At 70.9% G+C, this 26014-nt stretch carries 23 protein-coding genes and 1 pseudogene; 12 read left to right on the plus strand and 12 right to left on the minus strand.

Features of this window, described 5'->3' with window-relative positions:
• Positions 1–209: 209 nt before the first annotated feature.
• The 4 genes and pseudogenes from V2W30_RS29560 to V2W30_RS29570 all read right to left on the minus strand — a co-directional run bounded on the left by V2W30_RS29560 (position 210) and on the right by V2W30_RS29570 (position 3079).
• Positions 210–632, minus strand: coding sequence for a rhodanese-like domain-containing protein (locus tag V2W30_RS29560; protein ID WP_338701233.1), 423 nt, complete (start codon positions 630–632; stop codon positions 210–212).
• A complete protein-coding gene (locus V2W30_RS29565; RefSeq protein WP_338701235.1) occupies positions 629–1168 on the minus strand; it encodes a cysteine dioxygenase in 540 nt (179 codons plus the stop codon). Before V2W30_RS29565 ends, V2W30_RS29560 begins: the two co-directional genes overlap by 4 nt.
• 96 nt (positions 1169–1264) lie before the next feature.
• Entirely contained in the window at positions 1265–1354 is a 90-nt protein-coding gene (locus tag V2W30_RS41685) for a putative leader peptide (RefSeq protein ID WP_365575980.1), read from the minus strand.
• 67 nt (positions 1355–1421) lie between these two features.
• A pseudogene (locus tag V2W30_RS29570) lies at positions 1422–3079 on the minus strand (FAD-dependent monooxygenase).
• Positions 3080–3419: 340 nt separating this feature from the next.
• Here V2W30_RS29570 and V2W30_RS29575 point away from each other — a divergent pair.
• Entirely contained in the window at positions 3420–4376 is a 957-nt protein-coding gene (locus tag V2W30_RS29575) for an IS481 family transposase (RefSeq protein ID WP_338694943.1), read from the plus strand.
• On the opposite strand, the gene V2W30_RS29580 is transcribed toward V2W30_RS29575, so the two are convergent.
• The 4 genes from V2W30_RS29580 to V2W30_RS29595 all read right to left on the minus strand — a co-directional run bounded on the left by V2W30_RS29580 (position 4373) and on the right by V2W30_RS29595 (position 7730).
• Positions 4373–5263: an amino acid ABC transporter permease gene (locus V2W30_RS29580; RefSeq protein ID WP_338701236.1), complete on the minus strand. Its 891-nt coding sequence runs from the start codon at positions 5261–5263 to the stop codon at positions 4373–4375. The genes V2W30_RS29575 and V2W30_RS29580 overlap by 4 nt on opposite strands.
• The gene (locus tag V2W30_RS29585; RefSeq protein WP_338701238.1) at positions 5260–5925 is read right to left on the minus strand and encodes an amino acid ABC transporter permease; all 666 of its coding nucleotides are present in this window, start codon (positions 5923–5925) and stop codon (positions 5260–5262) included. The genes V2W30_RS29580 and V2W30_RS29585 overlap by 4 nt, the downstream gene beginning before the upstream one ends.
• Positions 5926–6023: 98 nt before the next feature.
• A complete protein-coding gene (locus tag V2W30_RS29590; RefSeq protein WP_338701240.1) occupies positions 6024–6863 on the minus strand; it encodes a glutamate ABC transporter substrate-binding protein in 840 nt (279 codons plus the stop codon).
• A 96-nt stretch (positions 6864–6959) separates the two neighbouring features.
• Complete coding sequence (locus V2W30_RS29595; RefSeq protein WP_338701242.1) at positions 6960–7730, minus strand: amino acid ABC transporter ATP-binding protein; 771 nt, start codon at positions 7728–7730, stop codon at positions 6960–6962.
• A 254-nt stretch (positions 7731–7984) separates the two neighbouring features.
• Between V2W30_RS29595 and V2W30_RS29600 the strand changes: the two genes are divergently transcribed.
• Positions 7985–8671: a response regulator transcription factor gene (locus V2W30_RS29600; RefSeq protein WP_338701243.1), complete on the plus strand. Its 687-nt coding sequence runs from the start codon at positions 7985–7987 to the stop codon at positions 8669–8671.
• 21 nt (positions 8672–8692) lie between these two features.
• Positions 8693–10174 carry a HAMP domain-containing sensor histidine kinase gene (locus tag V2W30_RS29605; protein ID WP_338701245.1) on the plus strand — a complete coding sequence of 494 codons (1482 nt, stop codon included), beginning with the start codon at positions 8693–8695 and terminating at the stop codon, positions 10172–10174.
• Here the strand turns inward: V2W30_RS29605 and V2W30_RS29610 are convergent.
• Positions 10153–11148: a TAXI family TRAP transporter solute-binding subunit gene (locus tag V2W30_RS29610; protein ID WP_338701247.1), complete on the minus strand. Its 996-nt coding sequence runs from the start codon at positions 11146–11148 to the stop codon at positions 10153–10155. The two genes, V2W30_RS29605 and V2W30_RS29610, sit on opposite strands and share 22 nt — an antisense overlap.
• Before the next feature lie 434 nt (positions 11149–11582).
• On the opposite strand from V2W30_RS29610, the gene V2W30_RS29615 reads away from it, so the two are divergent.
• The 3 genes from V2W30_RS29615 (at position 11583) to V2W30_RS29625 (ending at position 15783) form a co-directional block, all read left to right on the plus strand.
• Positions 11583–13415, plus strand: a complete 1833-nt coding sequence (locus V2W30_RS29615; RefSeq protein ID WP_338701250.1) for an ABC transporter ATP-binding protein — start codon at positions 11583–11585, stop codon at positions 13413–13415.
• A gap of 44 nt (positions 13416–13459) precedes the next feature.
• The gene (miaB, locus tag V2W30_RS29620) at positions 13460–14986 is read left to right on the plus strand and encodes a tRNA (N6-isopentenyl adenosine(37)-C2)-methylthiotransferase MiaB (protein ID WP_338701252.1); all 1527 of its coding nucleotides are present in this window, start codon (positions 13460–13462) and stop codon (positions 14984–14986) included.
• 83 nt (positions 14987–15069) lie between these two features.
• Complete coding sequence (locus tag V2W30_RS29625) at positions 15070–15783, plus strand: class III extradiol dioxygenase subunit B-like domain-containing protein (protein ID WP_338701253.1); 714 nt, start codon at positions 15070–15072, stop codon at positions 15781–15783.
• Between the two features lie 78 nt (positions 15784–15861).
• Here V2W30_RS29625 and V2W30_RS29630 read toward each other — a convergent pair whose 3' ends face one another.
• Positions 15862–16122, minus strand: coding sequence for an antitoxin (locus V2W30_RS29630; protein WP_338701255.1), 261 nt, complete (start codon positions 16120–16122; stop codon positions 15862–15864).
• A 22-nt stretch (positions 16123–16144) separates the two neighbouring features.
• Positions 16145–16405 carry a hypothetical protein gene (locus V2W30_RS29635; RefSeq protein WP_338701257.1) on the minus strand — a complete coding sequence of 87 codons (261 nt, stop codon included), beginning with the start codon at positions 16403–16405 and terminating at the stop codon, positions 16145–16147.
• Positions 16406–16602: 197 nt separating this feature from the next.
• Here V2W30_RS29635 and miaA point away from each other — a divergent pair, with 197 nt between their 5' ends.
• The 6 genes from miaA (at position 16603) to hflX (ending at position 24570) form a co-directional block, all read left to right on the plus strand.
• Positions 16603–17541 carry a tRNA (adenosine(37)-N6)-dimethylallyltransferase MiaA gene (miaA, locus tag V2W30_RS29640; RefSeq protein WP_338701259.1) on the plus strand — a complete coding sequence of 313 codons (939 nt, stop codon included), beginning with the start codon at positions 16603–16605 and terminating at the stop codon, positions 17539–17541.
• Positions 17542–17648: 107 nt separating this feature from the next.
• A complete protein-coding gene (locus tag V2W30_RS29645; protein WP_338703812.1) occupies positions 17649–18116 on the plus strand; it encodes a hypothetical protein in 468 nt (155 codons plus the stop codon).
• Between the two features lie 55 nt (positions 18117–18171).
• Positions 18172–19041: a diaminopimelate epimerase gene (gene dapF, locus V2W30_RS29650; RefSeq protein WP_338701261.1), complete on the plus strand. Its 870-nt coding sequence runs from the start codon at positions 18172–18174 to the stop codon at positions 19039–19041.
• Between the two features lie 139 nt (positions 19042–19180).
• The gene (locus tag V2W30_RS29655; protein WP_338701263.1) at positions 19181–21304 is read left to right on the plus strand and encodes a RelA/SpoT family protein; all 2124 of its coding nucleotides are present in this window, start codon (positions 19181–19183) and stop codon (positions 21302–21304) included.
• A gap of 64 nt (positions 21305–21368) precedes the next feature.
• Positions 21369–22880, plus strand: a complete 1512-nt coding sequence (locus tag V2W30_RS29660) for a M1 family metallopeptidase (RefSeq protein WP_425244709.1) — start codon at positions 21369–21371, stop codon at positions 22878–22880.
• 181 nt (positions 22881–23061) lie between these two features.
• A complete protein-coding gene (gene hflX, locus V2W30_RS29665; protein ID WP_338701264.1) occupies positions 23062–24570 on the plus strand; it encodes a GTPase HflX in 1509 nt (502 codons plus the stop codon).
• Between the two features lie 91 nt (positions 24571–24661).
• Here the strand turns inward: hflX and V2W30_RS29670 are convergent, their stop codons facing one another.
• Positions 24662–25867 carry a hypothetical protein gene (locus V2W30_RS29670; protein WP_338701265.1) on the minus strand — a complete coding sequence of 402 codons (1206 nt, stop codon included), beginning with the start codon at positions 25865–25867 and terminating at the stop codon, positions 24662–24664.
• Positions 25868–26014 lie beyond the last annotated feature (147 nt).

The following is a 26014-nucleotide window of genomic DNA, read 5'->3' on the forward strand; positions in this document are numbered from 1 at the left end:
CCGTCGGCAGACCGGGGGTTGAGGCCAGCGGGCGCGGCAACGGCTGGGCTGTCGACGACCGAGCACCGGACCTTCCGGGGCCAACGAGTTACCCGCAGCCGCCATGCTCACCACAGCGGCCGCGTTCACCGCACCTCCGGGTTCGCCGCAGCGTCCGAAGCCGCCACCACGTCCGGAGTGATCCAGTCGTACGGAGTCACCGGAGCGATCTAGGTGTCCGGAGTCACCGGAGTCACCGGAGTCACCGGAAGTCCCGCCGTTCGCCACGCCTGGAAGCCGCCGACCAGATCCGTCGCGCGGTGCAGCCCCAACTGCCGCAAGGACGCGGCCGCGAGGCTGGACGCGTATCCCTCGTTGCAGACGACCACGACCCGCAGGTCGTGGCTGGTCGCCTCCGGGGCGCGGTGGCTGCCCTGTGGGTCGAGGCGCCACTCCAGTTCGTTGCGCTCGACCACGAGGGCGCCCGGGATGAGCCCGTCGCGCTCCCGCAGTGCCGCGTACCGGATGTCGACCAGGAGCGCCTCGCCGGCGGAGGCCGCCGCGAAGATCTCCGCCGCCTCGACCCGGTCGAGCCCGGACCGTACGTGCTCCAGGAGTTCGTCGATGCCCACCGGGCGCGTGGCGTCGCTCACTGCCAGTCCTCCGGACGCTCCACCGACTCCAGGCGCAGCACGGGGCCGGTACGGCTGTAGCGGCGGATCTGCGGGAGCGGCGGGTAGTAGGCGTGGACCGAGACGGCGTGCTCGGTACGGGACTCGTTCAGCACCTCGTGCACATGATGGCGGCCGAAGGCGCGACCCTGGCCGGTGCGCAACTGCCGTTGCCTGTCGACGTTTTCGGACAGTTCGAGGGTCTTCCAGCCGTCGGTGGGCAGCCGGGCGGCGAGTGAGTGCTCCGTCAGTTCACCGGCGGCGGTGAGGAACGCGCCGACGGACTCGGCGTGGTCGTGCCAGCCGGTGCCGGTCCCCGGCGGCCAGCCGATGAGCCAGGCCTCGCTGCCACCGGGGCCTTCGAGCCGCACCCACGTACGGCCTTCGGGATCGAGGGGGAGGGAGGCGACGAGGTCGTGGTCCGCGGCGGTGCGGCGGACGAAGTCGAGGAGTTCCGCCTGCGTGGGCGGCGCGATCGTGGTCGTACCAGTCGTACGAGGAGACGTGTGCGGTGACACGGGTACCGTCCTGAGGAGTTCGCGAAGGGCGCGCGCCGCGGCGGCCGTGGGAATGGCGGCGCAGGGCAGGGCGCGCGGGGAAGAAAAGAGGCGACTTCAGCAGGACGGGCGACACATGCAGCCCGCGTAGCGGACGAGGTCCATATGGACCCTCCGCCACAGGCGCACATCGGTGTCGATCGTCACGCTCCGCAGTACAGCATGGTGGTGGGCGCCGGTCAACCGACCGTGAGGACGCCCACCCTCTCCATGTTCAGGCCCGGGCGGCGCTCTCCGCGCTCTTCGGGCTCTCCTTGGGGTCCGCGTCCGACGCGGGCCCGCCGAGGGCGGAGCGCGCCGCTTCGTAGAGCTCCGCGGGGCGCACCCCGCTCAGTGCCGTCACCAGATGGCCGTCGGGCCGGATCAGCAGCACGGTGTGCGCGGCGGCCTCCGGGTAGCTCTCGGTGACCAGGAGTTCCGCCTCGTGCGGCAGCGCGGCGACGGCCGCCGCGAGCCGCGGCATCAGACCCGCCGACATCCAGTGCTTGCGGTCCCAGACGCCGGTGCCCGGCGCGACGAGGACGACGAGCAGCGGTCCGAGACCGAGCCGGTCGCGGAGCTGGACGAACGAGCCGTCGGGCGCCGTCACCCGTACATCGGCGACGGGCGCGCCGGGGCGGTGCCGACCTCCACCTGCGAGGTGGAGCGCGCGGGCGCGAGCGGCGAGTCGGCGTACGCCCCGGGCGCGCCGAGCGGGCCGTGCCCCAGGTGACCGTCGGTGAGCAGTGCGTCGTGTCCGCGGGCCGACCCGGGAACGTACGACCGCAGGCCCTTGCCGCCGCGCAGTATGGGCAGCGCCTGGTCCGCGGCGCGCAGCCGTCCGGCGACGACCGCGCGTCGCTCGGCCTGGTAGCTGTCGAGGAGCGCGTCGGAGCTGGGGCGCGGCCCGTCGTGCCAGGCCAGCGCCAGTTTCCAGGCGAGGTTGTCCGCGTCGCGCAGACCCTCGTCCAGGCCCTGGGTGCCGAGTGCGCCCAGGAGGTGCGCGGAGTCCCCGGCGAGGAAGACGCGGCCCACGCGCCAGCGGCGGGCGAGCCGGTGGTGGACGGTGTGGACGCCCGTGTCGAGCAGCTCGTACGGCGGGGTGGAGCCTCCGCACCAGCCCGCGAGGGTCTCCCGGATGCGGGTCACCAGGACATCCGGGGTGACCAGGTCGCTGCGGGGCGGCAGCAGCCAGTCCAGGCGCCAGACGCCGTCGGTGAGGGGCCGGCCGACGACTTCCGCGCCCGAAGGACCCGAGGTCCGCCACGGAGGGCTCCGATGGAGCAACGCCTCACCGGGCCACGGAAGTTCCGTGCGCAGCGCGGCGACCGCGTGTCGTTCGACGGCGGTGCGGCCGGGGAACCGGATGTCGAGGAGCTTGCGGACCGTGGAGCGCGGACCGTCGCAGCCGACCAGGTAACTGCCGCGCCACCACGTGCCCTTGGGGCCGCGGGTGTGGGCGGTCAGGCCGGTCCTCTCCTCCTCGATCGAGTCGAGCCGGGAGTCGACGGCGACCTTGATGAGCCGTTCGCGTGCGACGGCCGCGCGCAGAGCGCCCGTCAGGTCGTGCTGGGCGATGTGCAGCGGGGCGGGCAGCGGCCCGCCGGGCTCACCTTGCTCGCCAGGCTCCCCGAAGGTGAGGGCGCGCATCTCTTGCTTGCGGCGCAGCGAGCGCCAGCCGGTCCAGCGAGTGCCGACGCCGTCGAAGGACGTTCCCGCCAGGCGTTCGGCGAGCGCCGCGGTGTCCTCGCGCAGCACGACGGTACGGGCCGGACGCTGCTCGTCCTTGCCGGGGCCTTCGTCGAGAATCACGGACGGGACGCCCTGACGCGCGAGGGCGAGGGACAGCGTGAGCCCGACCGGGCCCGCGCCGACGACGATCACCGGATCCACGGCGCGGCTCCTCCTGCCCCGAGAAGCCCGCCGACGAGCGTCCCGCGGTGATCCGCGGGTGGCGTACTGGACGTACAAGGACGGGCAGTTGGAGCGGGGTGCGCGTTCACAGAGCGTATGCAACCCATTGCCGGTGCTTGCGTCAAGTGACGGAGGCAGTGGCGCTCTCGCCACTGCCTCCGTGATACACGACCGGTCGATGACGCGGCCTCGGATGCCGCGGACGGGCCAGGCCCTAGATGTATTGATCACGAGCGTTGTTGACACTGGCGGGTCTTGATCATGGCGAAGACCTCCGGTGTGGTGGAGCTGTCTAGGACTGCACCACACGGAGGTCTTCGTGTCCCACCGTAATGCCCGGCTGACCGTGCACGGCAGGCGCCTGCTGGTCGAACGTGTCGCGTCCGGCCGTCCCGTCGCCCATGTCGCCGCCGAGATGGGCATCTCGCGGGCGACCGCCCATAAATGGCTCCGGCGGTGGCGAGCCGAGGGCGGGGCGGGCCTGGCCGACCGCTCCAGCAGGCCTTTGACGACACCGCATCGGACCCCGGCGAGTATCGAGGCCGACGTCTGCCGGCTGCGGACCGACCGCAAGCTCGGGCCGGCCCGGATCGGCCCGATCCTGGGACTGCCCGCCTCGACCGTGCACCGCGTTCTGACCCGCCACCGGCTGAACCGGCTGTCCTGGATCGACCGGCCGACCGGCACCGTGATCCGCCGTTACGAACGCGACCGGCCCGGCGAACTGATCCACATCGACGTGAAGAAACTCGGCCGGATTCCCGACGGCGGCGGCCACAAGGCCCTGGGCCGCCAGGCCGGCCGCGTCACCCGCAACAACATGGGTTACGACTACATCCACTCGGCCGTCGACGACCACTCCCGCCTCGCCTACAGCGAGATCCACCCGGACGAGAAGGCCGCGACCTGCGCGGCCTTCCTCACCCGCGCGGCCGCGTTCTTCGCCGAGATGGGCATCACCCGCATCGAACGCGTGCTGACGGACAACGCCTGGGCCTACCGCAAGGGCCTGGCCTGGAAGAACGTCCTGGCCGAACTCGGCGCGAGTGGCAAGCTCACCCGCGCCTACCGGCCCCAGACCAACGGCAAGGTCGAACGCTTCAACCGCACCCTGCTCGAGGAATGGGCCTACCTGCGGCTCTACACCTCAAACGACGAACGCACCGCGGCCCTGGCAGACTTCCTGCACACCTACAACCACCACCGCAGCCACACCGCACTCGGCGGCCAGCCACCCATCACCCGCGTCAACAACCCTGCGGGTCAATACACCTAGACGCCGCCCCCGGCGCCGGTCGCCGCCGTGCCCGCCACGGCCGCCGGCGGCAGCACCGCCCCCGTCGACTTCTTCGCCCGCCGCAGCCGTGCCTCCAGCCACGAGGCGAACGTCGTCAGGGTGAAGTTGATCGCGACGAAGATGACCGCCACGATCGTGAAGCAGGCGATCGTGTTCGCTCCGTAGGCGGCACTCATCGGCCGTACGGAGGCGAGCAGTTCGGAGAACGTGAGCATCGCGCCGCCGAGCGCGGTGTCCTTCACGATGACGACGAGCTGGCTGACGATCGCCGGCAGCATCGCGGTCACCGACTGCGGCAGCAGGATCGCCCGCATCGTCTGGCCCTTGCGCAGACCGATGGCGTACGCGGCCTCCGTCTGGCCCTTGGGCAGCGACTGGATGCCCGCGCGGACGATCTCGGCGAGGACCGAGGCGTTGTAGAGCACCAGGCCGGTGACGACCGCGTAGAGCGGACGGTCGTCCGAGGAGACGTTCGTGAACTCGGAGTACGCCGCGTTCGCGAAGATCATCAGAATGAGGACGGGGATCGCGCGGAAGAACTCGACGACCGTGCCCGACGGAATGCGCACCGCCAGGTGGTCGGAGAGACGGGCGATACCGAAGAGCGCGCCCAGCGGCAGCGCGATGACCATCGCGTACCCGGCCGCCGTCAGTGTGCTCTCCAGACCCGGCCAGATGTAGGTCTCCCACGGACGGCTGTCCGTGAAGAACGGCTTCCATTTGACCCAGTCGAGCTGGTTCTTCTCGTTGAGCTTGGTCACCAGCCACCACACGACGAGCGCGAAGACGGCGAGGAACCCTATCGAGTACAGGATGTTGCGCCGCTTGGCCCGGGGGCCGGGGGCGTCGTAGAGGACCGACGTCATCGTTTCACCGCCACCTTCTTGCTCACCCAGCCGAGGATCAGACCGGTCGGCAGCGTCAGGCAGATGAAGCCGAACGCGAAGACGGCGGAGATCAGGATGAGCTGGGCCTCGTTCTCGATCATTTCCTTCATGAGGAGCGCGGCCTCGGCGACACCGATGGCCGCGGCCACCGTGGTGTTCTTCGTGAGCGCGATCAGCACGTTGGCGAGCGGGGCCACCACGGAACGGAACGCCTGCGGAAGGATGATCAGCCGCAGCACCTGGTTGAAGCTGAGCCCGATCGCGCGGGCCGCCTCGGCCTGGCCGATCGGCACCGTGTTGATGCCCGAGCGCAGCGCCTCGCAGACGAACGCCGCCGTGTACGCGGTCAGACCGAGCACCGAGAGCCGGAAGTTGATCGTCGCGAACTCTTCGGAGCCCAGGTCCATGCCGAGCGTCTGGAAGAGGCCGAGCGAGGTGAACACGATGATGACGGTGAGCGGAATGTTCCGCACGATGTTGACGTACGCGGTGCCGAAGCCGCGCATCAGGGGGACCGGGCCGACTCGCATCCCGGCCAGGACGGTTCCCCATATGAGGGAGCCGACGGCTGAGAGAGCGGTGAGTTTCACCGTCACCCAGAACGCTCCCAGCAGGTCGTAACCTTCAAGAAAGTCGAACACGATCTCCCGCGCTTCCGCGTGTGTGGAGGGCTGCCGGATGTGGGGAGGGCGCGGCGGTCCGTCCTTGCGGAGGGACCGCCGCGCCCTGCGTCACCACGTCACTTGACGATGTTGCCGATCTTCGGGGCGGGCTCGTTCTTGTAGTTCGCCGGGCCGAAGTTGGCCGTCACGGCCTTCTCCCAGGAACCGTCCGAGACCATCTTCTCCAGGGCCTTGTTGATCTTGGCCTTGAGGTCGCTGCCCTTCTTGACGCCGATGCCGTAGTTCTCGTTGGTCATCTTGAAGCCGGCCAGCTTGAACTTGCCCTTGAACTCGGCCTGCGCGGCGTAACCCGCGAGGATCGAGTCATCGGTGGTCAGCGCGTCGATGGCCTTGTTCTCAACGCCCGTCAGGCACTCCGAGTAGCCGCCGTACTCCTGGAGCTGCGCCTTGGGGGCCAGCTTGTCCTTGACGTTCTGGGCCGACGTCGAACCCGTCACCGAACACAGCTTCTTGCTGTTCAGGTCCTTCGGGTCCTTGATGCTGTTGTCGTTGGCGCGGATCAGGACGTCCTGGTGGGCCAGGAGGTACGGACCGGCGAAGTCGACCTTCGCCTCACGCTCTTCGTTGATCGAGTACGAGGCGGCGATGAAGTCCACGTCACCGCGCTGGAGCATCGTCTCGCGGTCGGCGCTCTTGGCTTCCTTCCACTCGATGTCACCCGCGTCGTAACCGAGCGCCTTCGCCACGTACGTGGCGACGTCGACATCGAAGCCCTTGTACTTGCCGTCCGGGGTCTTCTGCCCGATGCCCGGCTGGTCGATCTTGATACCGATGGTGATCTTGCCGCCGCCCGAGCCGGCGTTGTCGCTGTCCTTGTCGTCCCCGCCGCAAGCGGTGGCGGTGACGGCGAGCGCGAGGGCGACGGAGGCCGCCGCGGTGACCTTGCGGAGCTTCATGAGGAACATCCTTCGTGTCGGCAGATTCGGCAGGTGGGAAAGGTTCAACACGCGCGCGCGGGGCGCCGGTCGAGGGCGCACGCGCGAGACACGCGTCTAGTGGTGCAGGATCTTCGACAGGAAGTCCTTGGCCCGATCGCTGCGCGGGTTGCTGAAGAACTGGTCGGGGACGGCCTCTTCGACGATGCGGCCGTCCGCCATGAAGACGACACGGTTGGCCGCCGAGCGGGCGAAGCCCATCTCGTGCGTGACCACGACCATCGTCATGCCGTCCCGGGCGAGCTGCTGCATCACCTCGAGGACCTCGTTGATCATCTCCGGGTCGAGCGCGGACGTCGGCTCGTCGAAGAGCATCACCTTCGGGTCCATCGCCAACGCCCGTGCGATGGCGACGCGTTGCTGCTGGCCGCCGGAGAGCTGCGCGGGGTACTTGTCCGCCTGCGTGCCGACGCCGACGCGGTCGAGCAGCGCGCGGGCCTTCTCCTCGGCCTGCTTCTTGTCCGTCTTGCGGACCTTGATCTGGCCCAGCATCACGTTCTCGAGCACCGTCTTGTGCGCGAAGAGGTTGAAGGACTGGAAGACCATGCCCACATCGGCGCGGAGCCGGGCCAGCTCCTTGCCCTCCTGCGGCAGCGGCTTGCCGTCGATCGTGATCGCGCCGTCGTCGATGGTCTCCAGGCGGTTGATCGTGCGGCACAGGGTCGACTTGCCGGAACCGGACGGGCCGATGACGACCACGACCTCGCCGCGCGAGATGGTCAGGTCGATGTCCTGGAGCACGTGCAGCGCGCCGAAGTGCTTGTTCACCCGGCTCAGCGCGACCAGTGCGTCGGGAGTGGCGTCCTTGGTCACCGAAACATCGGTCATCGGGGTGGTGCTCCATCCTCCTCGGTTGGGAGGACAGTAGTAACCCGGTACGACCAGCGTCATTACATCTGAGGGGAAATTGAGCATAACGATCCGGCCGCAACCGGACACTATGCGTGAAGGCGACGCGGGGTCCGCGTACCGGGTGCATAACGGAACAAGGACGTAACCCGCAGGCACTTGACGACATCCTTATGGATCGGCGTGGATGCCTTGGTGAACATGGAGAGACCGGAATGCGTGAGGGGGCCGGAATGAGACTGCTGCTCGTCGAGGACGACGACCATGTGGCCGCGGCCCTGTCGGCGGTCCTGTCCCGCCACGGATTCGCCGTGCACCACGCGCGCAACGGCGAGGAGGCGCTCCAGGCGCTCGTGCCCGAGGCCGCCGCGTTCGGTGTCGTCCTGCTGGATCTGGGCCTGCCCGACCAGGACGGCTACGAGGTCTGCGGAAAGATCCGCAAACGCACCTCGACACCCGTGATCATGGTGACCGCGCGCGCGGACGTACGGTCGCGCATCCATGGCCTCAATCTCGGCGCGGACGACTACGTGGTGAAGCCGTACGACACGGGGGAGTTGCTCGCCCGCATCCATGCGGTCAGCCGGCGCAGTACGGCGGGGGAGGCCGCGCCCGCCGCGGAGAGCGGGCTGCGGCTCGGCCCCGTGCACATTGAACTGCCCACCCGGCAGGTCACGGTGGACGGCAGCGCGGTCCAGCTCACCCGGAAGGAGTTCGACCTGCTGGCCCTGCTCGCGCAGCGGCCCGGCGTCGTCTTCCGCCGGGAGCAGATCATCAGCGAGGTGTGGCGCACCAGTTGGGAAGGGACGGGGCGCACCCTGGAGGTGCATGTCGCCTCGCTCCGCTCCAAGTTGCGGATGCCCGCCCTCATCGAGACCGTGCGCGGCGTCGGCTACCGGCTCGTCGCCCCGGCCGCGTAGCGGACCCCGTAGAGTCCCGGGGTGCGCACACGCCTGCTTCCGCTGCTCATCGTCCTCATGGCGGGCGTACTTCTCGCGCTCGGCTTCCCGCTCGCCGTGAGCGTGGCTTCCGCGCAGCAGCAGAAGGTCGTGGTCGACCGCATCGACGACACCGCGCGGTTCGCCTCGCTCGCGCAGTTCGTCACGACCCGCCCCGCGGCGGGCGCGGCCGCCGAGACCGACGAGCGGCAGCAGACGCTCCAGAAGGAGCTCGACCGCTACCACGACGTGTACGGGATAAGGGCCGGTGTCTTCTACCGGGACCGCGCCCCCATGGGGCGCGCGCCGAGCACCTTCCGGGTCCCGCTGGGTGAGGGCGCCGTACGCGACGCCTTCGAGGAGGCGCTGTACTCGCGCGGCAGCCACGATCCGCCGCAGGTGTGGCCGTGGCAGCACGGCCGGCTCGTGGTCGCCTCGCCCGTCATCCGTGACGGTGACGTCGTCGCGGTCGTCGTCACCGACTCGCCGACCGGCGCGATGCGCGCCAAGACGCTGCGCGGCTGGCTGATCATCGCGGCGGGCGAAGTGGCCGCGATGCTGCTCGCGGTCGGCGCCGCGCTGCGCCTGACCGGCTGGGTGCTGCGCCCCGTACGGGTCCTCGACGCCACGACCCACGACATCGCGACGGGCCGCCTCAAGTCCCGGGTCGCGGCCGCGGGCGGTCCGCCGGAACTCCGGCGCCTGGCCCGGTCGTTCAACGAGATGGCCGATCACGTCGAGGACGTCCTGGAGCAGCAGCGCGCCTTCGTCGCCGACGCCTCGCACCAACTGCGCAACCCGCTGGCCGCCCTGCTGCTGCGCATCGAAGTCCTGTCGTACGAGCTGCCGGAGGGCAACGAGGAGATCGCGTCCGTACGGGCCGAGGGCAAGCGCCTCGCCCGGGTCCTCGACGACCTGCTCGACCTGGCCCTGGCCGAGCACGCCGCCGCCGACCTGCACCTCACCGACCTGGGCGACCTCGCCGCCGAGCGGGTCGACGCGTGGCGTCCCACCGCCGACGAGAAGGGCGTACGGCTCGTCGCCGACTGCCCCGCCGCGACCGGCTGGGCCGACCCGATCGCGCTGTCCAGCGCCCTGGACGCCGTGGTCGACAACGCCCTGAAGTTCACGCCCGCGGGCGAGGAGGTACGCGTCACCGTCGTGGCGAACGGCGACACCACCGCCATCGAGGTCGCCGACCGCGGTCCGGGCCTGCGCGAGGAGGAGCTCGCCCGGATCGGCGACCGGTTCTGGCGCAGCACCCAGCACCAGAACATCAAGGGGTCGGGCCTCGGCCTGTCCATCTCGCGGGCCCTCCTGACGGCCGGCGGCGGCACCCTCACGTACGCCACGCACGAGCCGCACGGCCTCAAGGTGACGCTGCGCGTGCCCAGGACCGCGCCCGTCCCGCGGTCCCGGGACGAGACCGGCGCCTCACAGCTCGACGACCGGCTCACCACGTCTCAGGGCTTGACCGACCGGTAGTAGCGGCGGGCTCCCTCGTGCAGGGCCAGCGGGTCCGTGTAGACGGCCGTCCTGAGGTCGACGAGCTGGGCCGCGTGCACCTCGGCGCCGATGCGGTCACGGCTGTCGATCACCGTACGGGTCATCGCCTCGGTCAGTTCCGGATCGGTGCGGTCGGTCGTCACCAGGAGGTTCGCCACGGCCAGCGTGGTCACGGGCTCGCCCTGCTGCGCCGCCGGATAGGCGTCGGCGGGCATGACGGCGGCGCGGTAGTAGCGGGAGGCGTCGCCCTGTTCGTGCAGCTTCTTCAGGAGGCTGCCGAGCTCGATCAGGCGGATCGGGAACTCGTCCGACAGATCGCGCACGTGGTTGGTGGGCAGGCCGCCGGACCAGAAGAAGGCGTCGATCTTGCCGGACCTCAGGGCGCGCGGCATGGCGTCTATCCCCAGGTTCTGCGGCTGGATGTCCCGGTCGATGTCCAGATCCGCCGCGGACAGGAGCCGGTCGGCGATCAGCCGCACGCCGGAGCCCGCGCCGCCGACGGCGACCTTCTTCCCGCGCAGGTCGGCGACCGACTTCACGGAGGACGACTTCGGTACGACGAGCTGCATGTAGTCGTCGTACAGGCGGGCGCAGCCGCGCAGCCGGTCGGCACCGGGCAGGCCCTCCGACTGGTACTTGGCGACGGCGTCGGCCGCGGCGATCGTGAAGTCGGCCTTACCGGTCGCCACGCGCTCCACGTTCATCCACGAGCCCTCGCTGTCGGCGAGCGTCACGTCGAGGTCGGGCAGGTCGCGGGCGAGCGCCGATTCGAGGAGGTTGCCGTAGCGCTCGTAGACACCGGTCCTGGCGCCCGTGCTGAACGTGATCCGGCCGCTCGGCCGCTCGTCACCCAGCGGCAGCAGCCACCACAGCAGCAGCCCGCACACCACGAGGCCGGCCACGGAGCCCAGGAGGGCGCGGTGGCGGGAGAAACGGGCGGACGGCTGCGGCATGGGCGCGATCCTGCCAGGTCGCACCCGGCCTGACCAGGCCCGGCGGACTCGGGCAGCGGCGGCTCAGCCCCGGCCCATCGGCGCCCGTCCGTTCCCCTTCGCCGGGGCGCGGAGTGAGGTGGCGGTTCGCTCCGGTGACAGCAAGTCGTGGCCCCGCGCGAGCAGTTCACGAGGATCACGCTCGACGTGCGCGGTCGCGGCACGACGGATCTGTCCGTGCCACAAGGCGAGTTCGAGGAACGCGCCGCCGCCGAGCGCGCGGAGGCCACCGAGCCACCCGACCGACCCAGGCGGCCGCCGAACAGGAGGTTCCGCTGCCCGCGACCTCCTGAACAGGAGCAGCGGCGGGCGAGCAGGGGCCGGCCCGGAAAAAACACGTGGACCCTGCACCCGCCGCCGCGGGACACTTTCCCCCCGATGCCGAGGGGGCGGACGTGTCGACCACACCCGAGTCACCCCGCACCACCCCGGGCCGCGGAGCGGTCCTGCTGGCGCTGCGCTGCTACGGACGCGAACTCGCCCGGCAGCGCCGGCTGACCGCTCCCGCCCTGCTGCTCCCGGCGTTCGGCAACATCGGCCTGCACTACGTGGCACCGCTCCTCGTCGCGAAACTCGTCGGCGACATCGCGGGCTCCGGCACGGTCGGTATCGCCGAAGCGCTCCCGTACGTCCTCGCCTTCGCCGGTGTCCTCCTGTTCGCCGAGACGCTGTGGCGCTTCGGCTTCCACTGCCTCAACCGCCTGGACGCGCGCGGCGTCGAGCGGCTCTACGTCTTCGGCATGGACGAGCTGTACGCGAAGGACGCCACGTTCTTCCACGACAACTTCGCCGGATCGCTCACCAAGCGCGTCCTGAGCTTCGCGTCCCGCTTCGAGGAGTTCGTCGACACGCTCGTCTTCCAGGTGACGGGCAGCCTCGTGCCGCTGCTGTTCGGCTCGGTGGTGCTGTGGACCTACGAACCCCTGCTCGTCGTCGGCCTGTTGTCGATGATCACGCTGACCGGGCTGTGCGTCGCACCGCTCATCCGCCGCCGCCAGCGGCTCGTCGACGCGCGCGAGGCGGCGATCGCCCGGGTCGCCGGACACGTCGCGGACAGCCTGATGAACATGGACACCGTCCGCGCGTTCGCCGCCGAGGAGCGCGAGGCCGCCGAGCACCGCACCCGCGTGGCCGAGTCACGGCGCCTGATGCTCCGCTCCTGGGACTACGGCAACCTGCGCATCGACACCGTCGTCGCCCCGCTCTCCGTCCTCACCAACGCGCTCGGACTGCTGCTCGCGGTCACGCTCGGCGCCGGGCACGGCGTCGAGGGCGTCGTCGTCGCCTTCACGTACTACACGAACGCGACGCGCATCATGTTCGACTTCAACCAGATCTACCGCCGCCTGGAGAGCTCGATGACGGAGGCGGCCCAGTTCACCCAGCTCCTCCTGGAGCCGCCGACCGTCCTCGACCCGCCGTCGCCCGCACCCGTGCGCACGGGCCGCGCCGACGTCAGGTTCGAGCGGGTGACCTTCGCGCACGCGGGCGGCCGACCGCTCTTCGAAGGCCTCGACCTGGACGTGCCCGGCGGCGCCCGGATCGGCTTCGTCGGCCGCTCCGGCGGCGGCAAGACGACCCTGACCCGGCTGCTGCTGCGGATGACCGACCTCCAGGGCGGCCGGATCCTCGTCGGCGGCCAGGACATCACCGGTCTCCGCCAGCGGGACCTGCGCGGCCTGATCGCGTACGTGCCCCAGGACCCGGCCATGTTCCACCGCAGCCTGCGCGACAACATCGCCTTCGCCCGGCCCGACGCCACCGAGGCCGAGATCCGGCGCGCGGCCGAGGCGGCGCACGTCACGGAGTTCGCCGACACCCTCCCCGACGGCTTCGCGACCCTGGTCGGCGAGCGCGGCATCAAGCTCTCCGGCGGCCAGCGCCAGCGCGTCGCCCTGGCCCGCGCCATCCTGCGCGACGCCCCGATCCTGCTCCTGGACGAGGCGACCAGCGCCCTCGACTCCGAGAGCGAGGTCCTCGTCCAGGAAGCGCTGTGGCGCCTCATGGAGGACCGCACGGCCCTCGTCGTCGCCCACCGCCTGAGCACGGTCGCGGGCATGGACCGCCTCGTCGTCCTCGACCGCGGCCGCATCGTGGAACAGGGCACCCACCAGGAACTGCTCGACTCCGACGGCACCTACGCCCGCCTGTGGCTGCACCAGTCGGGCGGCTTCCTGGACGACGGCGCGCAGGACCAGCGGCCCGAGGAGGCGCGGCTGAGGCCGTGAGGCGGCCGTGAAGACGTGTCGTCCGGACGGCCTACCCTTGTTCCATGACCAGCAGCGGCGACCGGAGTCAGGCAGTGGACGTTCAGGACCCCAAGACGTATGAAGTGCTCACCTACGGGTGCCAGATGAACGTCCACGACTCCGAGCGCCTCTCGGGCCTCCTTGAAGACGCCGGTTACGTCCGCGCCCCCGAGGGCTCCGACGGCGACGCCGACGTCGTGGTGTTCAACACGTGCGCGGTGCGGGAGAACGCGGACAACAAGCTGTACGGCAACCTCGGCCGGCTCGCTCCCCGTAAGACCTCGCGTCCCGGGATGCAGATCGCCGTCGGCGGCTGCCTCGCCCAGAAGGACCGCGACACCATCGTGAAGAAGGCGCCCTGGGTGGACGTCGTCTTCGGCACGCACAACATCGGCAAGCTCCCCGTCCTCCTGGAGCGCGCCCGCGTCCAGGAAGAGGCGCAGGTCGAGATCGCCGAGTCCCTGGAGGCCTTCCCCTCCACGCTGCCGACCCGCCGCGAGAGCGCGTACGCGGCCTGGGTCTCCATCTCGGTCGGCTGCAACAACACCTGCACCTTCTGCATCGTCCCCGCGCTGCGCGGCAAGGAGAAGGACCGCAGGACCGGCGACATCCTCGCCGAGATCGAGGCCCTGGTCGCCGAGGGCGTCTCCGAGATCACGCTCCTCGGCCAGAACGTGAACGCGTACGGCAGCGACATCGGCGACCGCGAGGCCTTCAGCAAGCTGCTGCGCGCCTGTGGCCGGATCGAGGGCCTGGAGCGCGTGCGCTTCACGTCCCCGCACCCGCGCGACTTCACGGACGACGTGATCGCGGCGATGGCCGAGACGCCGAACGTGATGCCGCAGCTCCACATGCCGATGCAGTCCGGCTCGGACACCGTCCTCAAGGCGATGCGCCGCTCGTACCGCCAGGAGCGCTTCCTCGGCATCATCGACAAGGTCCGCGCGGCCATCCCGCACGCGGCCATCACCACCGACATCATCGTGGGCTTCCCCGGCGAGACCGAGGAGGACTTCGAGCAGACGATGCACGCCGTCCGCGAGGCCCGCTTCGCGAACGCCTTCACCTTCCAGTACTCCAAGCGCCCCGGAACGCCGGCGGCCACCATGGAGAACCAGGTCCCCAAGGAGGTCGTGCAGGCGCGCTACGAGCGTCTCGTCGCCCTCCAGGAGGAGATCTCCTGGGAGGAGAACAAGAAGCAGGTCGGTCGCACCCTGGAGCTCATGGTCGCCGAGGGCGAGGGCCGCAAGGACGGCGCCACCCACCGCCTCTCCGGCCGCGCCCCCGACAACCGCCTCGTCCACTTCACGAAGCCGGACGAGGAGGTCCGCCCCGGCGACGTCGTCACGGTCGAGATCACGTACGCGGCCCCGCACCACCTCCTCGCCGAGGGCGCACCCCTGTCCGTACGGCGCACGCGCGCGGGCGACGCCTGGGAGAAGCGCACCAAGGAAGTCCAGGACAAGCAGCAGGGCGTCCTGCTCGGCCTCCCCAAGGTGGGCGTCCCCGAGCCGCTCCCGGCGATGACCGGGGGCTGCGCCGTCGACTGACGGGCACCGTGATCGGGGGTCCGGCGACGGCCGGGACACGGCTCCCTCCTGCGCGAGCCCGCCCGACCAGTAGGCTGCCGATCATGCTTGTCGCCGCCGCCGTCTGCCCCTGCCCGCCCCTCCTCGTGCCCGAGGTCGCCGCCGGGGCGGCCCCGGAACTGGACGCCGCGCGCGCGGCGTGCGACGAGGCGATCGCGGCGCTGCTCGCGGCCGCTCCCGACCTGATCCGGGTGATCGGCGAGGGCCCGCGCACCGGCGTCCACCGGCCGGGCGCCAAGGGCTCCTTCCGCCCGTTCGGCGTCGACCTCGACGTCCACCTGGGCGCGCCGTCCGACGCCGTGGAGGCCACGCTCCCGCCGTCCCTCTCCGTAGGCGCGTGGCTGCTCGCGCGCGCGGGGTGGACCGGGAAGGTCCTCGGCCACGAGGTGACGGCCGACGGGTCGGCGCCCGACGTCGCCGAGAGCGGCTGGCGCCTCGCCGACGGCCCCCTCGGCACCGAGCGCATCGGCTTCCTCGTCATGGGCGACGGCACCGCCTGCCGCACGGTGAAGGCCCCCGGCTATCTGGACGAGCGCGCCGAAGGCGTGGACGCCGACATCGCGGAGGCCCTGCGCACCGCCGACCGGGACGGGTACCTGGCCCGCCTCGACGAGGACCTCGCCCGCGAGCTCAAGATCTCCGGCCGCGTCCCCTGGCGGCTCCTCAGCGACGCCTGGGACAAGCAGGACGGCACGGCCCGCCTCCTGTACGAGGACGCCCCCTACGGAGTCGGCTACTTCGTCGCCTCCTGGACCTGACCTCCGAACCGGTCGCACACGGCGGACGGCCGCGGAACCCAGTGGTCCCGCGGCCGTCCGCCCTGCACACCCGCGACGTCAGGACGCCGCCGGGGGCGACGGCGTGCCCCCGCCGTCCTTGCCGTTCGCGTCGGGTCCGGAGAGCTTGTCCAGGGCATCCTTCGCCTTGTCCGTACCCTGCTGGATCTTGTCGCTGTACTTGCCCTTGGTCTTGTCGTCGACCGCCTTGGCGGCCTTGTCGAGACCCTGGTCGATCTTGTCCCCGTGCTGCTGCGCGAGGTCGGAGACCTTGTCCTTCGCAGGGTTGAGCTTGGCTTTCAGAGTGTCCAGGAAGCCCATGGGAGCACCTTCCGCGCGGAACCTACTTACGGACGCTCTCGCCGGCCTCGTTGTCGGCGGCCTGTTCCGCCGACTGCTGCTTCGGAATCTCCACGCTCTCCGTCGCGGCGGCCTCCACGGTCTCGCCGGCCTCGGCCTCCGTGGCCTCCTGCTCGGCCGTGGGGGCCTCGGCGGCCTCGGTCGCGGCCTCGGCCTCCTCCGCCTCCGGGTCGGCCGTCAGAGTGGCGGCCTGCGCCTCGGCGGTTGACGCCTCGTCGCTGGTCTTGGCCTTCCGGCGAAACATGGCAAAAACGCCCATTTCAACTCCATACGTTACTCGTGTGGGCGAGTTCCCGCCCTGCCCGGTGCGTCTCATTGCGTCGCACGGGTCACCGGTCCTCGAACCGGGCGGCCGGAACCTCGCAACAGGCAACGACCCCGCACCCGTGCCGTCACGTAGCTCGTTCGAGAAGAGGCCCCGAGGTTTGCGAGACTGTGCCGGTGAAGAGCGCAGCTCCCGCCCCGCGGGTCATCGCCGTCGTCGGTCCCACCGCGGCAGGAAAGTCGGATCTCGGTGTCTTCCTCGCCAAGGAACTCGGCGGCGAAGTCGTCAACGCCGACTCCATGCAGCTGTACCGGGGGATGGACATCGGTACCGCCAAGCTGACGCCCGAGGAGCGGTCCGGCGTCCCCCATCACCTCCTCGACATCTGGGACGTCACGGTGACCGCGAGCGTCGCCGAGTACCAGAGGCTCGCCCGCGCGGAGATCGACCGCCTCCTCGCCGCGGGCCGCTGGCCCATCCTCGTCGGCGGATCAGGGCTCTACGTAAGAGGCGCCGTCGACAAGATGGAGTTCCCCGGCACCGACCCCGAGGTCCGTGCCCGCCTGGAGGACGAGCTCGCGCTGCGTGGTTCCGGCGCCCTGCACGCCCGCCTCGCCGCCGCCGACCCGGAGGCCGCGACCGCCATCCTGCCGAGCAACGGCCGCCGCATCGTGCGCGCCCTCGAAGTCATCGAGATCACCGGCAAGCCCTTCACCGCCAACCTCCCGGGACACGACTCCGTCTACGACACCGTCCAGATCGGCGTCGACGTGGGCCGCCCCGAACTCGACGAACGCATCGCCACGCGCGTGGACCGCATGTGGGACGCGGGACTCGTCGACGAGGTGCGCGCGCTGGAGGCCCAGGGTCTGCGCGAGGGGCGTACGGCGTCGCGCGCCCTCGGCTACCAGCAGGTACTCGCGGCGCTCGCGGGGGAGTGCACCGACGACGAGGCGCGCGCCGAGACCGTCCGCGCCACCAAACGCTTCGCGCGCCGCCAGGATTCATGGTTCCGGCGTGACCCCCGGGTGCATTGGCTCAGTGGGGCCGTCGCCGAACGCGGGGAACTCCCGGACCGCGCAATGGCGTTGGTCGAACGACCGGTTACAGCCTGATCACGTGATGGCATCGGGACGCTCGGGCGGTCATCCCGGCCTCCCGGAGCGTGCCATCATCGACCATCGATCGACCAGTGGAGTCCGAAGTGGGAGGGCGCGTGGCGATGGAGGCCGGCCCTCGTGACACCGCACCAGGCGGCGAGCAACTGAGCCCCGACGGTCCTGAGAGGACCCCTGACGGCGTGATCGCCGACGGTCCGACCGCGGACGAGATCGCCGCGCAGGACGAGGCGGCCGAGGTCGAGGTCGAGCTGCGCCCGCAGCGTCGACTGCGGATCTGGCAGCTCGCCCCCATTGTGATGCTCGCCACCGTCGGGTCCCTGATGTTCGCGTTCCCGCTGTTCTTCGAGTTCGGTGACGGCGGCGCCGTCGTCGCGATGCTGGGCCTGCTGATCAGCTCCTGCGCCGCGGGCTGGGGCATGATGGCCGCCCGCCGCGTCGGCTACACCCTGCCGGGCCTCCCGCCGCGCGGCTCCGGCCGCTGGCCGGACTGGCGGGTCGTGGGCGCCTATGTGGTCGTGGTCGCCGCCGTGGCGGTCCTCGCGGTCTGGCGCGTCGCCCGCCTGCGCTGAGGCGCCGCGCGGGACCCCCGAGCCGGTTGTCGGACCGATCTCGTACGATCGACGAATGACGACCTTCCTCAAGGGCCACGGGACCGAGAACGACTTCGTGATCATCCCGGATCCTGAGAACGCGATCGCGCTGCCCCCGGCCGCCGTCGCGGCTCTGTGCGACCGTCGCGCCGGTATCGGCGGGGACGGCGTCCTGCACGTCGTGCGCTCCGCCGCCCACCCCGAGGCGCGGCACCTGGCCGACGAGGCCGAATGGTTCATGGACTACCGCAACGGGGACGGCTCGATCGCCGAGATGTGCGGTAACGGCGTGCGGGTCTTCGCCCGCTACCTCCAGCTCGCGGGACACGTCACCGAGGGCGATGTCGCCGTGGCCACCCGGGGCGGTGTGAAGGCGGTCCACATCGACAAGGAAGGCCTGATCACGGTCGGCATGGGCAAGGCGACGCTCCCCGCGGGCGACGTCACGGTCAGTGTCGACGACCGCACCTGGCCCGCGACGAACGTGAACATGGGCAACCCGCACGCCGTGGCCTTCGTCGATGATCTCGGTCACGCCGGCACCCTCTACGACCCGCCGCTCTTCGCACCGGCGAACGCCTACCCGCAGGGGGTGAACGTCGAGTTCGTCGTGGACCGCGGCCCCGGACACGTCGCCATGCGCGTCCACGAGCGCGGTTCCGGAGAGACCCGCTCCTGCGGCACCGGCGCCTGCGCCGTCGCTGTCGCGACCGCCCGCAGGGACGGCCGGGACCCGGCCGTGACCGGGGCCCCCGTCACGTACGAGATCGATCTGCCCGGTGGCAGGCTGACGATCACCGAGCGGCCCGACGGCGAGATCGAGATGACCGGTCCCGCCGTGATCGTGGCCGAGGGTGAGATCGACGCGGACTGGTTCGCGGGAATCGAAACCGTAAACCCGTGAACCTTCGCTCGAATGGGTGATCCGTTTCACGCTGGGCGAGAGCGGGACTGCGCCACGTGATGGGCTCGGTAGCATCAAGCACCGGTCCGGACGGGTGCCCCCGCCAGCCCGCCACCGGTCGAACCAGCCGGAGGTGCTCATGAGTGCGGAGGCGACCAACCCCGCGACCCCGGGGCCGATCACGCCCGGAGCACACCGCCGGCGCGCCCGCCCACGGATCGATCTGCGGCGTCTGGGCCGCGCCGCGCTCCTCGGCCCCGCCGCCCGCGACCGGCTCCCCGACGCCATCGGCCACGTCGTGGAGGCCCACCGCGCCCACTACCCGGACGCCGACCGGGAACCCCTGCGCCGCGCCTATGTGCTCGCCGAGTCCTCGCACCGCGGCCAGATGCGCAAGAGCGGCGAGCCGTACATCACCCACCCGCTCGCGGTGACGCTGATCCTGGCCGAGCTGGGCGCGGAGACCACGACGCTGACCGCCTCCCTGCTCCACGACACCGTCGAGGACACGGACGTCACCCTCGACCAGGTGCGCGAGGAGTTCGGCGAGGAGGTCGCCTATCTCGTCGACGGCGTCACCAAACTGGAGAAGGTCGACTACGGAGCCGCCGCCGAGCCCGAGACCTTCCGCAAGATGCTGGTCGCCACCGGCAACGACGTGCGCGTCATGTCGATCAAGCTCGCGGACCGGCTGCACAACATGCGCACCCTCGGCGTCATGCGCCAGGAGAAACAGGAGCGCATCGCCAAGGTCACCCGAGACGTCCTCATCCCGCTCGCCGAGCGCCTCGGTGTCCAGGCCCTGAAGACCGAGCTGGAGGACCTGGTCTTCGCGATCCTGCACCCGGAGGAGTACGCGGAGACCCGGACGCTCATGGCGCTCAACGCGGCGCGCGGCGACGACCCGCTCGCCGCCATCGCCGACGAGGTGCGCGGCGTGCTGCGCGAGGCCGGACTGAGCGCCGAAGTCCTCATCAGGCCACGGCACTTCGTGTCCGTGCACCGCGTGAAGCGGAAACGCGGCGAGCTGCGCGGCTCCGACTTCGGCCGCCTGCTCGTCCTCGTTGCCGAGGACGCGGACTGCTACGGCGTCCTCGGCGAACTCCACACCTGCTTCACGCCGGTGGTCGCGGAGTTCAAGGACTTCATCGCCGTACCGAAGTTCAACCTGTACCAGTCGCTGCACACCGCCGTGGCCCGCGGCGACGGCGAGGTCGCCGAAGTCCTCATCCGTACGCACCAGATGCACAAGGTCGCCGAGGCCGGCGTCGTCGCCCTCGGCAACCCGTACACGCCCTCCGGCGAGGAGCACCTGGACACCGTCGGCGAGCGCGCCGACCCCACCCGGCCCGGCTGGCTCTCCCGGCTCCTCGACTGGCAGCAGTCCGCGCCCGACGCCGACACCTTCTGGTCGACGCTGCGCGAGGACCTCGCCCAGGACCGCGAGATCACCGTCTTCCGGCCCGACGGCGGCACCATCGGCCTGCCCGCGGGCGCCAGTTGCGTGGACGCCGCGTACGCGCAGTACGGCGAGGACGCGCACGCCTGCATCGGCGCGCGGGTCAACGGCCGCCTGGCGACGCTCAGTACGGTCCTCAGCGACGGCGACACGGTCCAACTGCTCATGGCGGGAAGCGAGGGCGCCGCCGCCTCCGAGCCGTCCCGCGACTGGCTCGACCACGCCCGTACGCCCGCCGCGCGCATCGCCATCCGCCGCTGGCTCGCCACGCATCCGGAAGGCCCGAGCGACACCGGGTCGGCGCCGCGGGCGCCCTACAGCGGCCCGTCCGCGCGGCCCGCCGCGGCCAACGCCGTGGTCGACCAGCCCGGAGCGTCCGTACGCCTCGCGGGCTGTTGTACGCCCGTACCGCCCGACGAGGTCACCGCCTTCGCCATCCGCGGCGGCGTCGTCACCGTCCACCGCGTCGCCTGCTCCGGAGTGGAGCGCATGAAGGGCGCCGGGCGCGCCGAGATCGGCGTGCACTGGGCGGACGCGCAGAGCGCCGAGTACCGCGTGACGCTCCTCGCCGAGTCCTTCAGCCGCCCGCACCTCCTCGCGGACCTCACCGAAGCCATAGCGCTCGAGGGCGTCGCCATCATCTCGGCGACCGTCGAACCGCCCGCCCAGGGCCGCGTCCGGCACACGTACACCCTCCAACTCCCGGACGCCGCCCACCTCCAGGGCCTGATGAGAGCGATGCGCAACGTGCCGGGGGTGTACGACGTGGGGCGCGCCCAGCACGCGACGGCCGACGCCCTGTAAGCCATCGCCGGACCCCGTTCGAGTGGTGCGGCGCGTGCCGTCCGTGGCGCGGCCGCGCGCGCTGATAGCCGTAGTCCATGCCGCTCAGCTCACTCAGCCACCTCAGCCCCTCGTCCGCGGGGCGCGCGGGCCGCGCGCCGCCGCCCTGCTCGCCGCCGGTGCCTCCGTCGCCCTGCTCGCCGCCGCCGCGCCCCAGCCCGCCGTTCCGCTCGGCATCGGCGACCGGCTCTTCCCGCACCTCGGCAACCCCGGCTACGACGTGCGGTCGTACGACATCGCCTTCACCTACCGGGGCGACAACAGCAAGCCGCTCGACGCCGTCACCAAGATCGACGCTCGGGCGACCACCTGGCTCGACCGGGTCAACCTCGACTTCTCGCACGGCACCGTCCGCTCCGTGGACGTCAACGGCGCCCGCGCGGACTTCGCCACGAGCGCCGAGGACCTGATCGTCACGCCCCCGCGGTCGATCGCGCCCGGTGAGCCGCTGCACATCACCGTGCGGCACACCAGCGACCCCGTGCCCGGCAAGGAGGAGGTGGGGTGGGTGCGCACCAAGGACGGGCTCGCGATGGCGAACCAGGCCGACGCCGCGCACCGCGTGTTCCCCTGCAACGACCACCCCGCCGACAAGGCCTACTTCACCTTCCGCGTCACCGCGCCGAAGGGGTACACGGCCGTCGCCAACGGGCTTCCTGTAGCGACGTCGCCGACCACGCGACAAGGAGGAGCCACGGACTGGGCCTACCGCACCGCCCACCCCATGGCCACCGAACTCGCCCAGGTCTCCATCGGCCACTCCGCGGTCCTCCACCAGAAGGGACCGCACGGCCTGCCCGTACGCGATGTCGTTCCGGCCGGCGACGTCAAGGCGCTGCGCCCCTGGCTCGACAAGACGCCCGCGCAGCTCGCCTGGATGGAGCAGAAGGTCGGCCGCTACCCCTTCGAGAACTACGGGCTGCTCGTCGCCCGCGCCACCACCGGCTTCGAACTCGAGACGCAGACGCTCTCTCTCTTCGAGAGAGAGCTGTTCCTGCGCCCCGAGTACCCGGAGTGGTACGTCGAATCGATCATGGTCCATGAGCTGGCGCACCAGTGGTTCGGCGACAGCGTCAGCCCGCGTACCTGGTCCGACCTGTGGCTCAACGAAGGACACGCCACCTGGTACGAGGCCCAGTACGCCGAGGAGAAGGCGCGGCAGCCCATGAAGACGCGGATGCGGGAGGCCTACCGCGCCTCCGACGCCTGGCGCGCGGCCGGCGGACCGCCCGCGGCGCCCAGGGCTCCCGCCCACGGCGAGAAGATCAGCATCTTCCGGCCGGTCGTCTACGACGGCAGCGCGCTCGTCCTGTATGCGCTGCGCCAGGAGATCGGCAAGGACGCCTTCGAGCGGCTCGAACGGCGCTGGGTGAGCACGCACCGTGACTCCACCGCCACCACCGAGGACTTCGTCGCGCTCGCCTCCCGGACCGCCGGACGCGACCTGAGCGACTTCTTCCAGGCCTGGCTGTACGGGGCGAAGACCCCGCCGATGCCGGGGCACCCGGACTGGGTGAGCGAGAAGCCGCAGAAGTAGGCGGTGATCGCGGGCTTCAGCCCGGTCGCCACGGGAAATAAGTCGGGTGACGAGACGCCCCGTGCCGTGCGAACATCTTCAGGTCGACGGCGCGGGAATCCCGGGGACGGGCCGTGCGTTGTCACTGATGACGGACGAGGCGTCCGTCACAGATTCCGTATCCCACAGACGTAAGGATCCAATGACCTCCTCTTCTTCCCCTTCCCAGGACGCGCAGAGCTTCGCGCAGAACAACCCCGAAGGTCTTCGGGCCGATGCCCTGATGGAAGAGGACGTCGCCTGGAGCCACGAGATCGACGGAGAGCGGGACGGCGACCAGCTCGACCGCTCCGAGCGCGCGGCCCTGCGCCGCGTCGCCGGCCTCTCCACCGAGCTCGAGGACGTCACCGAGGTCGAGTACCGACAGCTCCGCCTGGAGCGCGTCGTCCTCGTCGGCGTCTGGACGTCGGGAACGGTCCACGACGCGGAGAACTCCCTCGCGGAGCTGGCCGCCCTCGCCGAGACCGCGGGCGCGCTCGTGCTCGACGGTGTCATCCAGCGCCGGGACAAGCCCGACGCCGCGACGTACATCGGCTCGGGCAAGGCCATGGAGCTGCGCGACATCGTCCTCGAGACCGGGGCCGACACCGTCGTCTGCGACGGTGAGCTCAGCCCCGGCCAGCTCATCCACCTCGAAGACGTCGTCAAGGTCAAGGTGGTCGACCGGACCGCCCTGATCCTCGACATCTTCGCCCAGCACGCCAAGTCCCGAGAGGGCAAGGCGCAGGTCGCGCTCGCGCAGATGCAGTACATGCTGCCGCGTCTGCGTGGTTGGGGTCAGTCGCTCTCCCGGCAGATGGGTGGCGGTGGCTCCTCCGGCTCCGGCGGTGGCATGGCCACCCGTGGCCCCGGTGAGACCAAGATCGAGACGGACCGGCGACGGATCCGCGAGAAGATGGCGAAGATGCGCCGGGAGATCGCGGAGATGAAGACGGGCCGCGAGATCAAGCGCCAGGAGCGCAAGCGCAACAAGGTGCCGTCGGTCGCCATCGCCGGCTACACGAACGCGGGCAAGTCCTCGCTGCTCAACCGCCTCACGGGCGCGGGCGTCCTGGTGGAGAACTCCCTGTTCGCCACCCTCGACCCGACCGTGCGCCGGGCCGAGACGCCGAGCGGCCGGCTGTACACGCTGGCCGACACCGTCGGTTTCGTACGGCACCTGCCCCACCACCTCGTCGAGGCGTTCCGCTCCACGATGGAGGAGGTCGGCGAGTCCGACCTGATCCTGCACGTGGTCGACGGTTCGCACCCGGCGCCGGAGGAGCAGCTCGCCGCCGTGCGCGAGGTCATCAGGGACGTCGGCGCCACCGAGGTCCCCGAGATCGTCGTGATCAACAAGGCGGACGCGGCCGACCCGCTGGTCCTCCAGCGGCTGCTGCGCGTCGAGAAGCACTCGATCGCCGTCTCGGCCCGCTCGGGCCAGGGCATCGAGGAGCTGCTCGCGCTCATCGACGCCGAACTGCCGCGGCCCTCGGTCGAGATCGAGGCCCTGGTGCCGTACACGCACGGCCAGTTGGTCGCGCGGGCGCACTCCGACGGCGAGGTGATCTCCGAGGAGCACACCCCGGAAGGCACGCTCCTGAAGGCCCGCGTCCACGAGGAACTGGCGGCCGAGTTCGCGCCGTACGTCCCCGCGGTGGTCACGGCCTGACGCGTTCGCCGTCGTACGCGCTGTACGTGAAGGGCCCCCTCCGATCGGTCGGAGGGGGCCCTTCACGTCGTGGAGCCGTCGGGCGACCGTCTTACCGGCTGCCGTACTTCTCACTCATGTTGTCGAAGAGCTGCTGGGCCTCGGCGCCCAGCTGCGGTCCTGCCAGCCAGGTGTTGCCGGCCGGGCCGATCGACGTGTTCGACACCAGGACGGTCTTCCCGGCGCGGACGCGGAACCAGCCGCCGCCCGACGAACCGCCGGTCATGGTGCAGCCGATGCGGTACATCGTCGGCTGCTCGGGGCTCAGCGAGAGCCGGCCGGGACGGTCGAGGCACTTGTGCATCAGCAGGCCGTCGAACGGCGGCGCGGCCGGGTAGCCCCACGCGCCCATCGAACCGACCGACGACACCGACGGCGTCGAGAAGTCCACGGCGAGGGCCGTACCGACGGTCTCCTCCAGCGACTTGGTGCCCTGCTCCGGCTTCACGTGCAGCACGGCGAAGTCGTACGGAGCGCCCGCGCCGCCCGACGCGGCACCCTGGTCGATCCACTCGTTCGAGGTGGACGCCCAGTCCGCCCAGTAGGTGCCGTACGGGGCGATCTGCTGCTGCGTCGCGTTGCGCAGCGTGGCCGCGGACTTGCCCAGGTCGTTGTACGACGGCACGAACGCGATGTTGCGGTACCAGCCGCCCGCCGCGCCCGCGTGGACACAGTGGCCCGCGGTCCACACCAGGTTGGACTTACCGGGGTTGCGCGGGTCCTTCACGACGGTGCCGGAGCAGACCATCGAACCCTCGGGGGAGTCGAAGAAGACCTTGCCGACCGGCGCCGCGTTCCGGTGGTACGGCGTCTTCTCGGCCTGCGCCTTCACCGGCTCGGGCTCGGGGTCGGTGACGCCCTGGTCGTCGGCGTAGTCCTTCGCCGCGATCGTCTTGTTCGGGTCCTCGGCGGACTTCATCCGCTCGGGCTTCCACAGGCCGTCGATGACCGGGTTGACGAAGTCCTTGGCCTCGCGCAGCCAGTCGTCCTTGTCCCAGTTCTTCCAGTCCCCGTTCTTCCACTTGTCGGGGTCGATGCCGTGCTTCTTCAACTTGTCGGCGACGTCGCCGGGCAGCTTCGCGCCGCTGTCGGACCCCTGCGAGGTGGTCGCGGCCGGCTTGCCGGCGGCTCCGTCGTCTGTGTCCTTGCTGTCGTTGCAGCCGGTGACGGTGAGTGCCAGCGCCGCGGCGATGCCGGTCGCGGCGAGGACGGCGCGTCGCCCGCGACCGCGCGCGACGGATGGACGTATGGAACGCATGGTGAGATGACCCCCGGTAAAAAATGTCATGAGCGTGTCATTCGGGGCACAGGTGACTCCGTGAACCCGCTGAGACACGGAGCCCCCACTATGCCTGGGGAGTTGGGTACGAACGGCGGCGGGGTGGTGAAGGTTTCTCCACCCCGC

The sequence above is a fragment of the Streptomyces sp. Q6 genome (assembly GCF_036967205.1).
Taxonomy (GTDB): domain Bacteria; phylum Actinomycetota; class Actinomycetes; order Streptomycetales; family Streptomycetaceae; genus Streptomyces; species Streptomyces citrinus.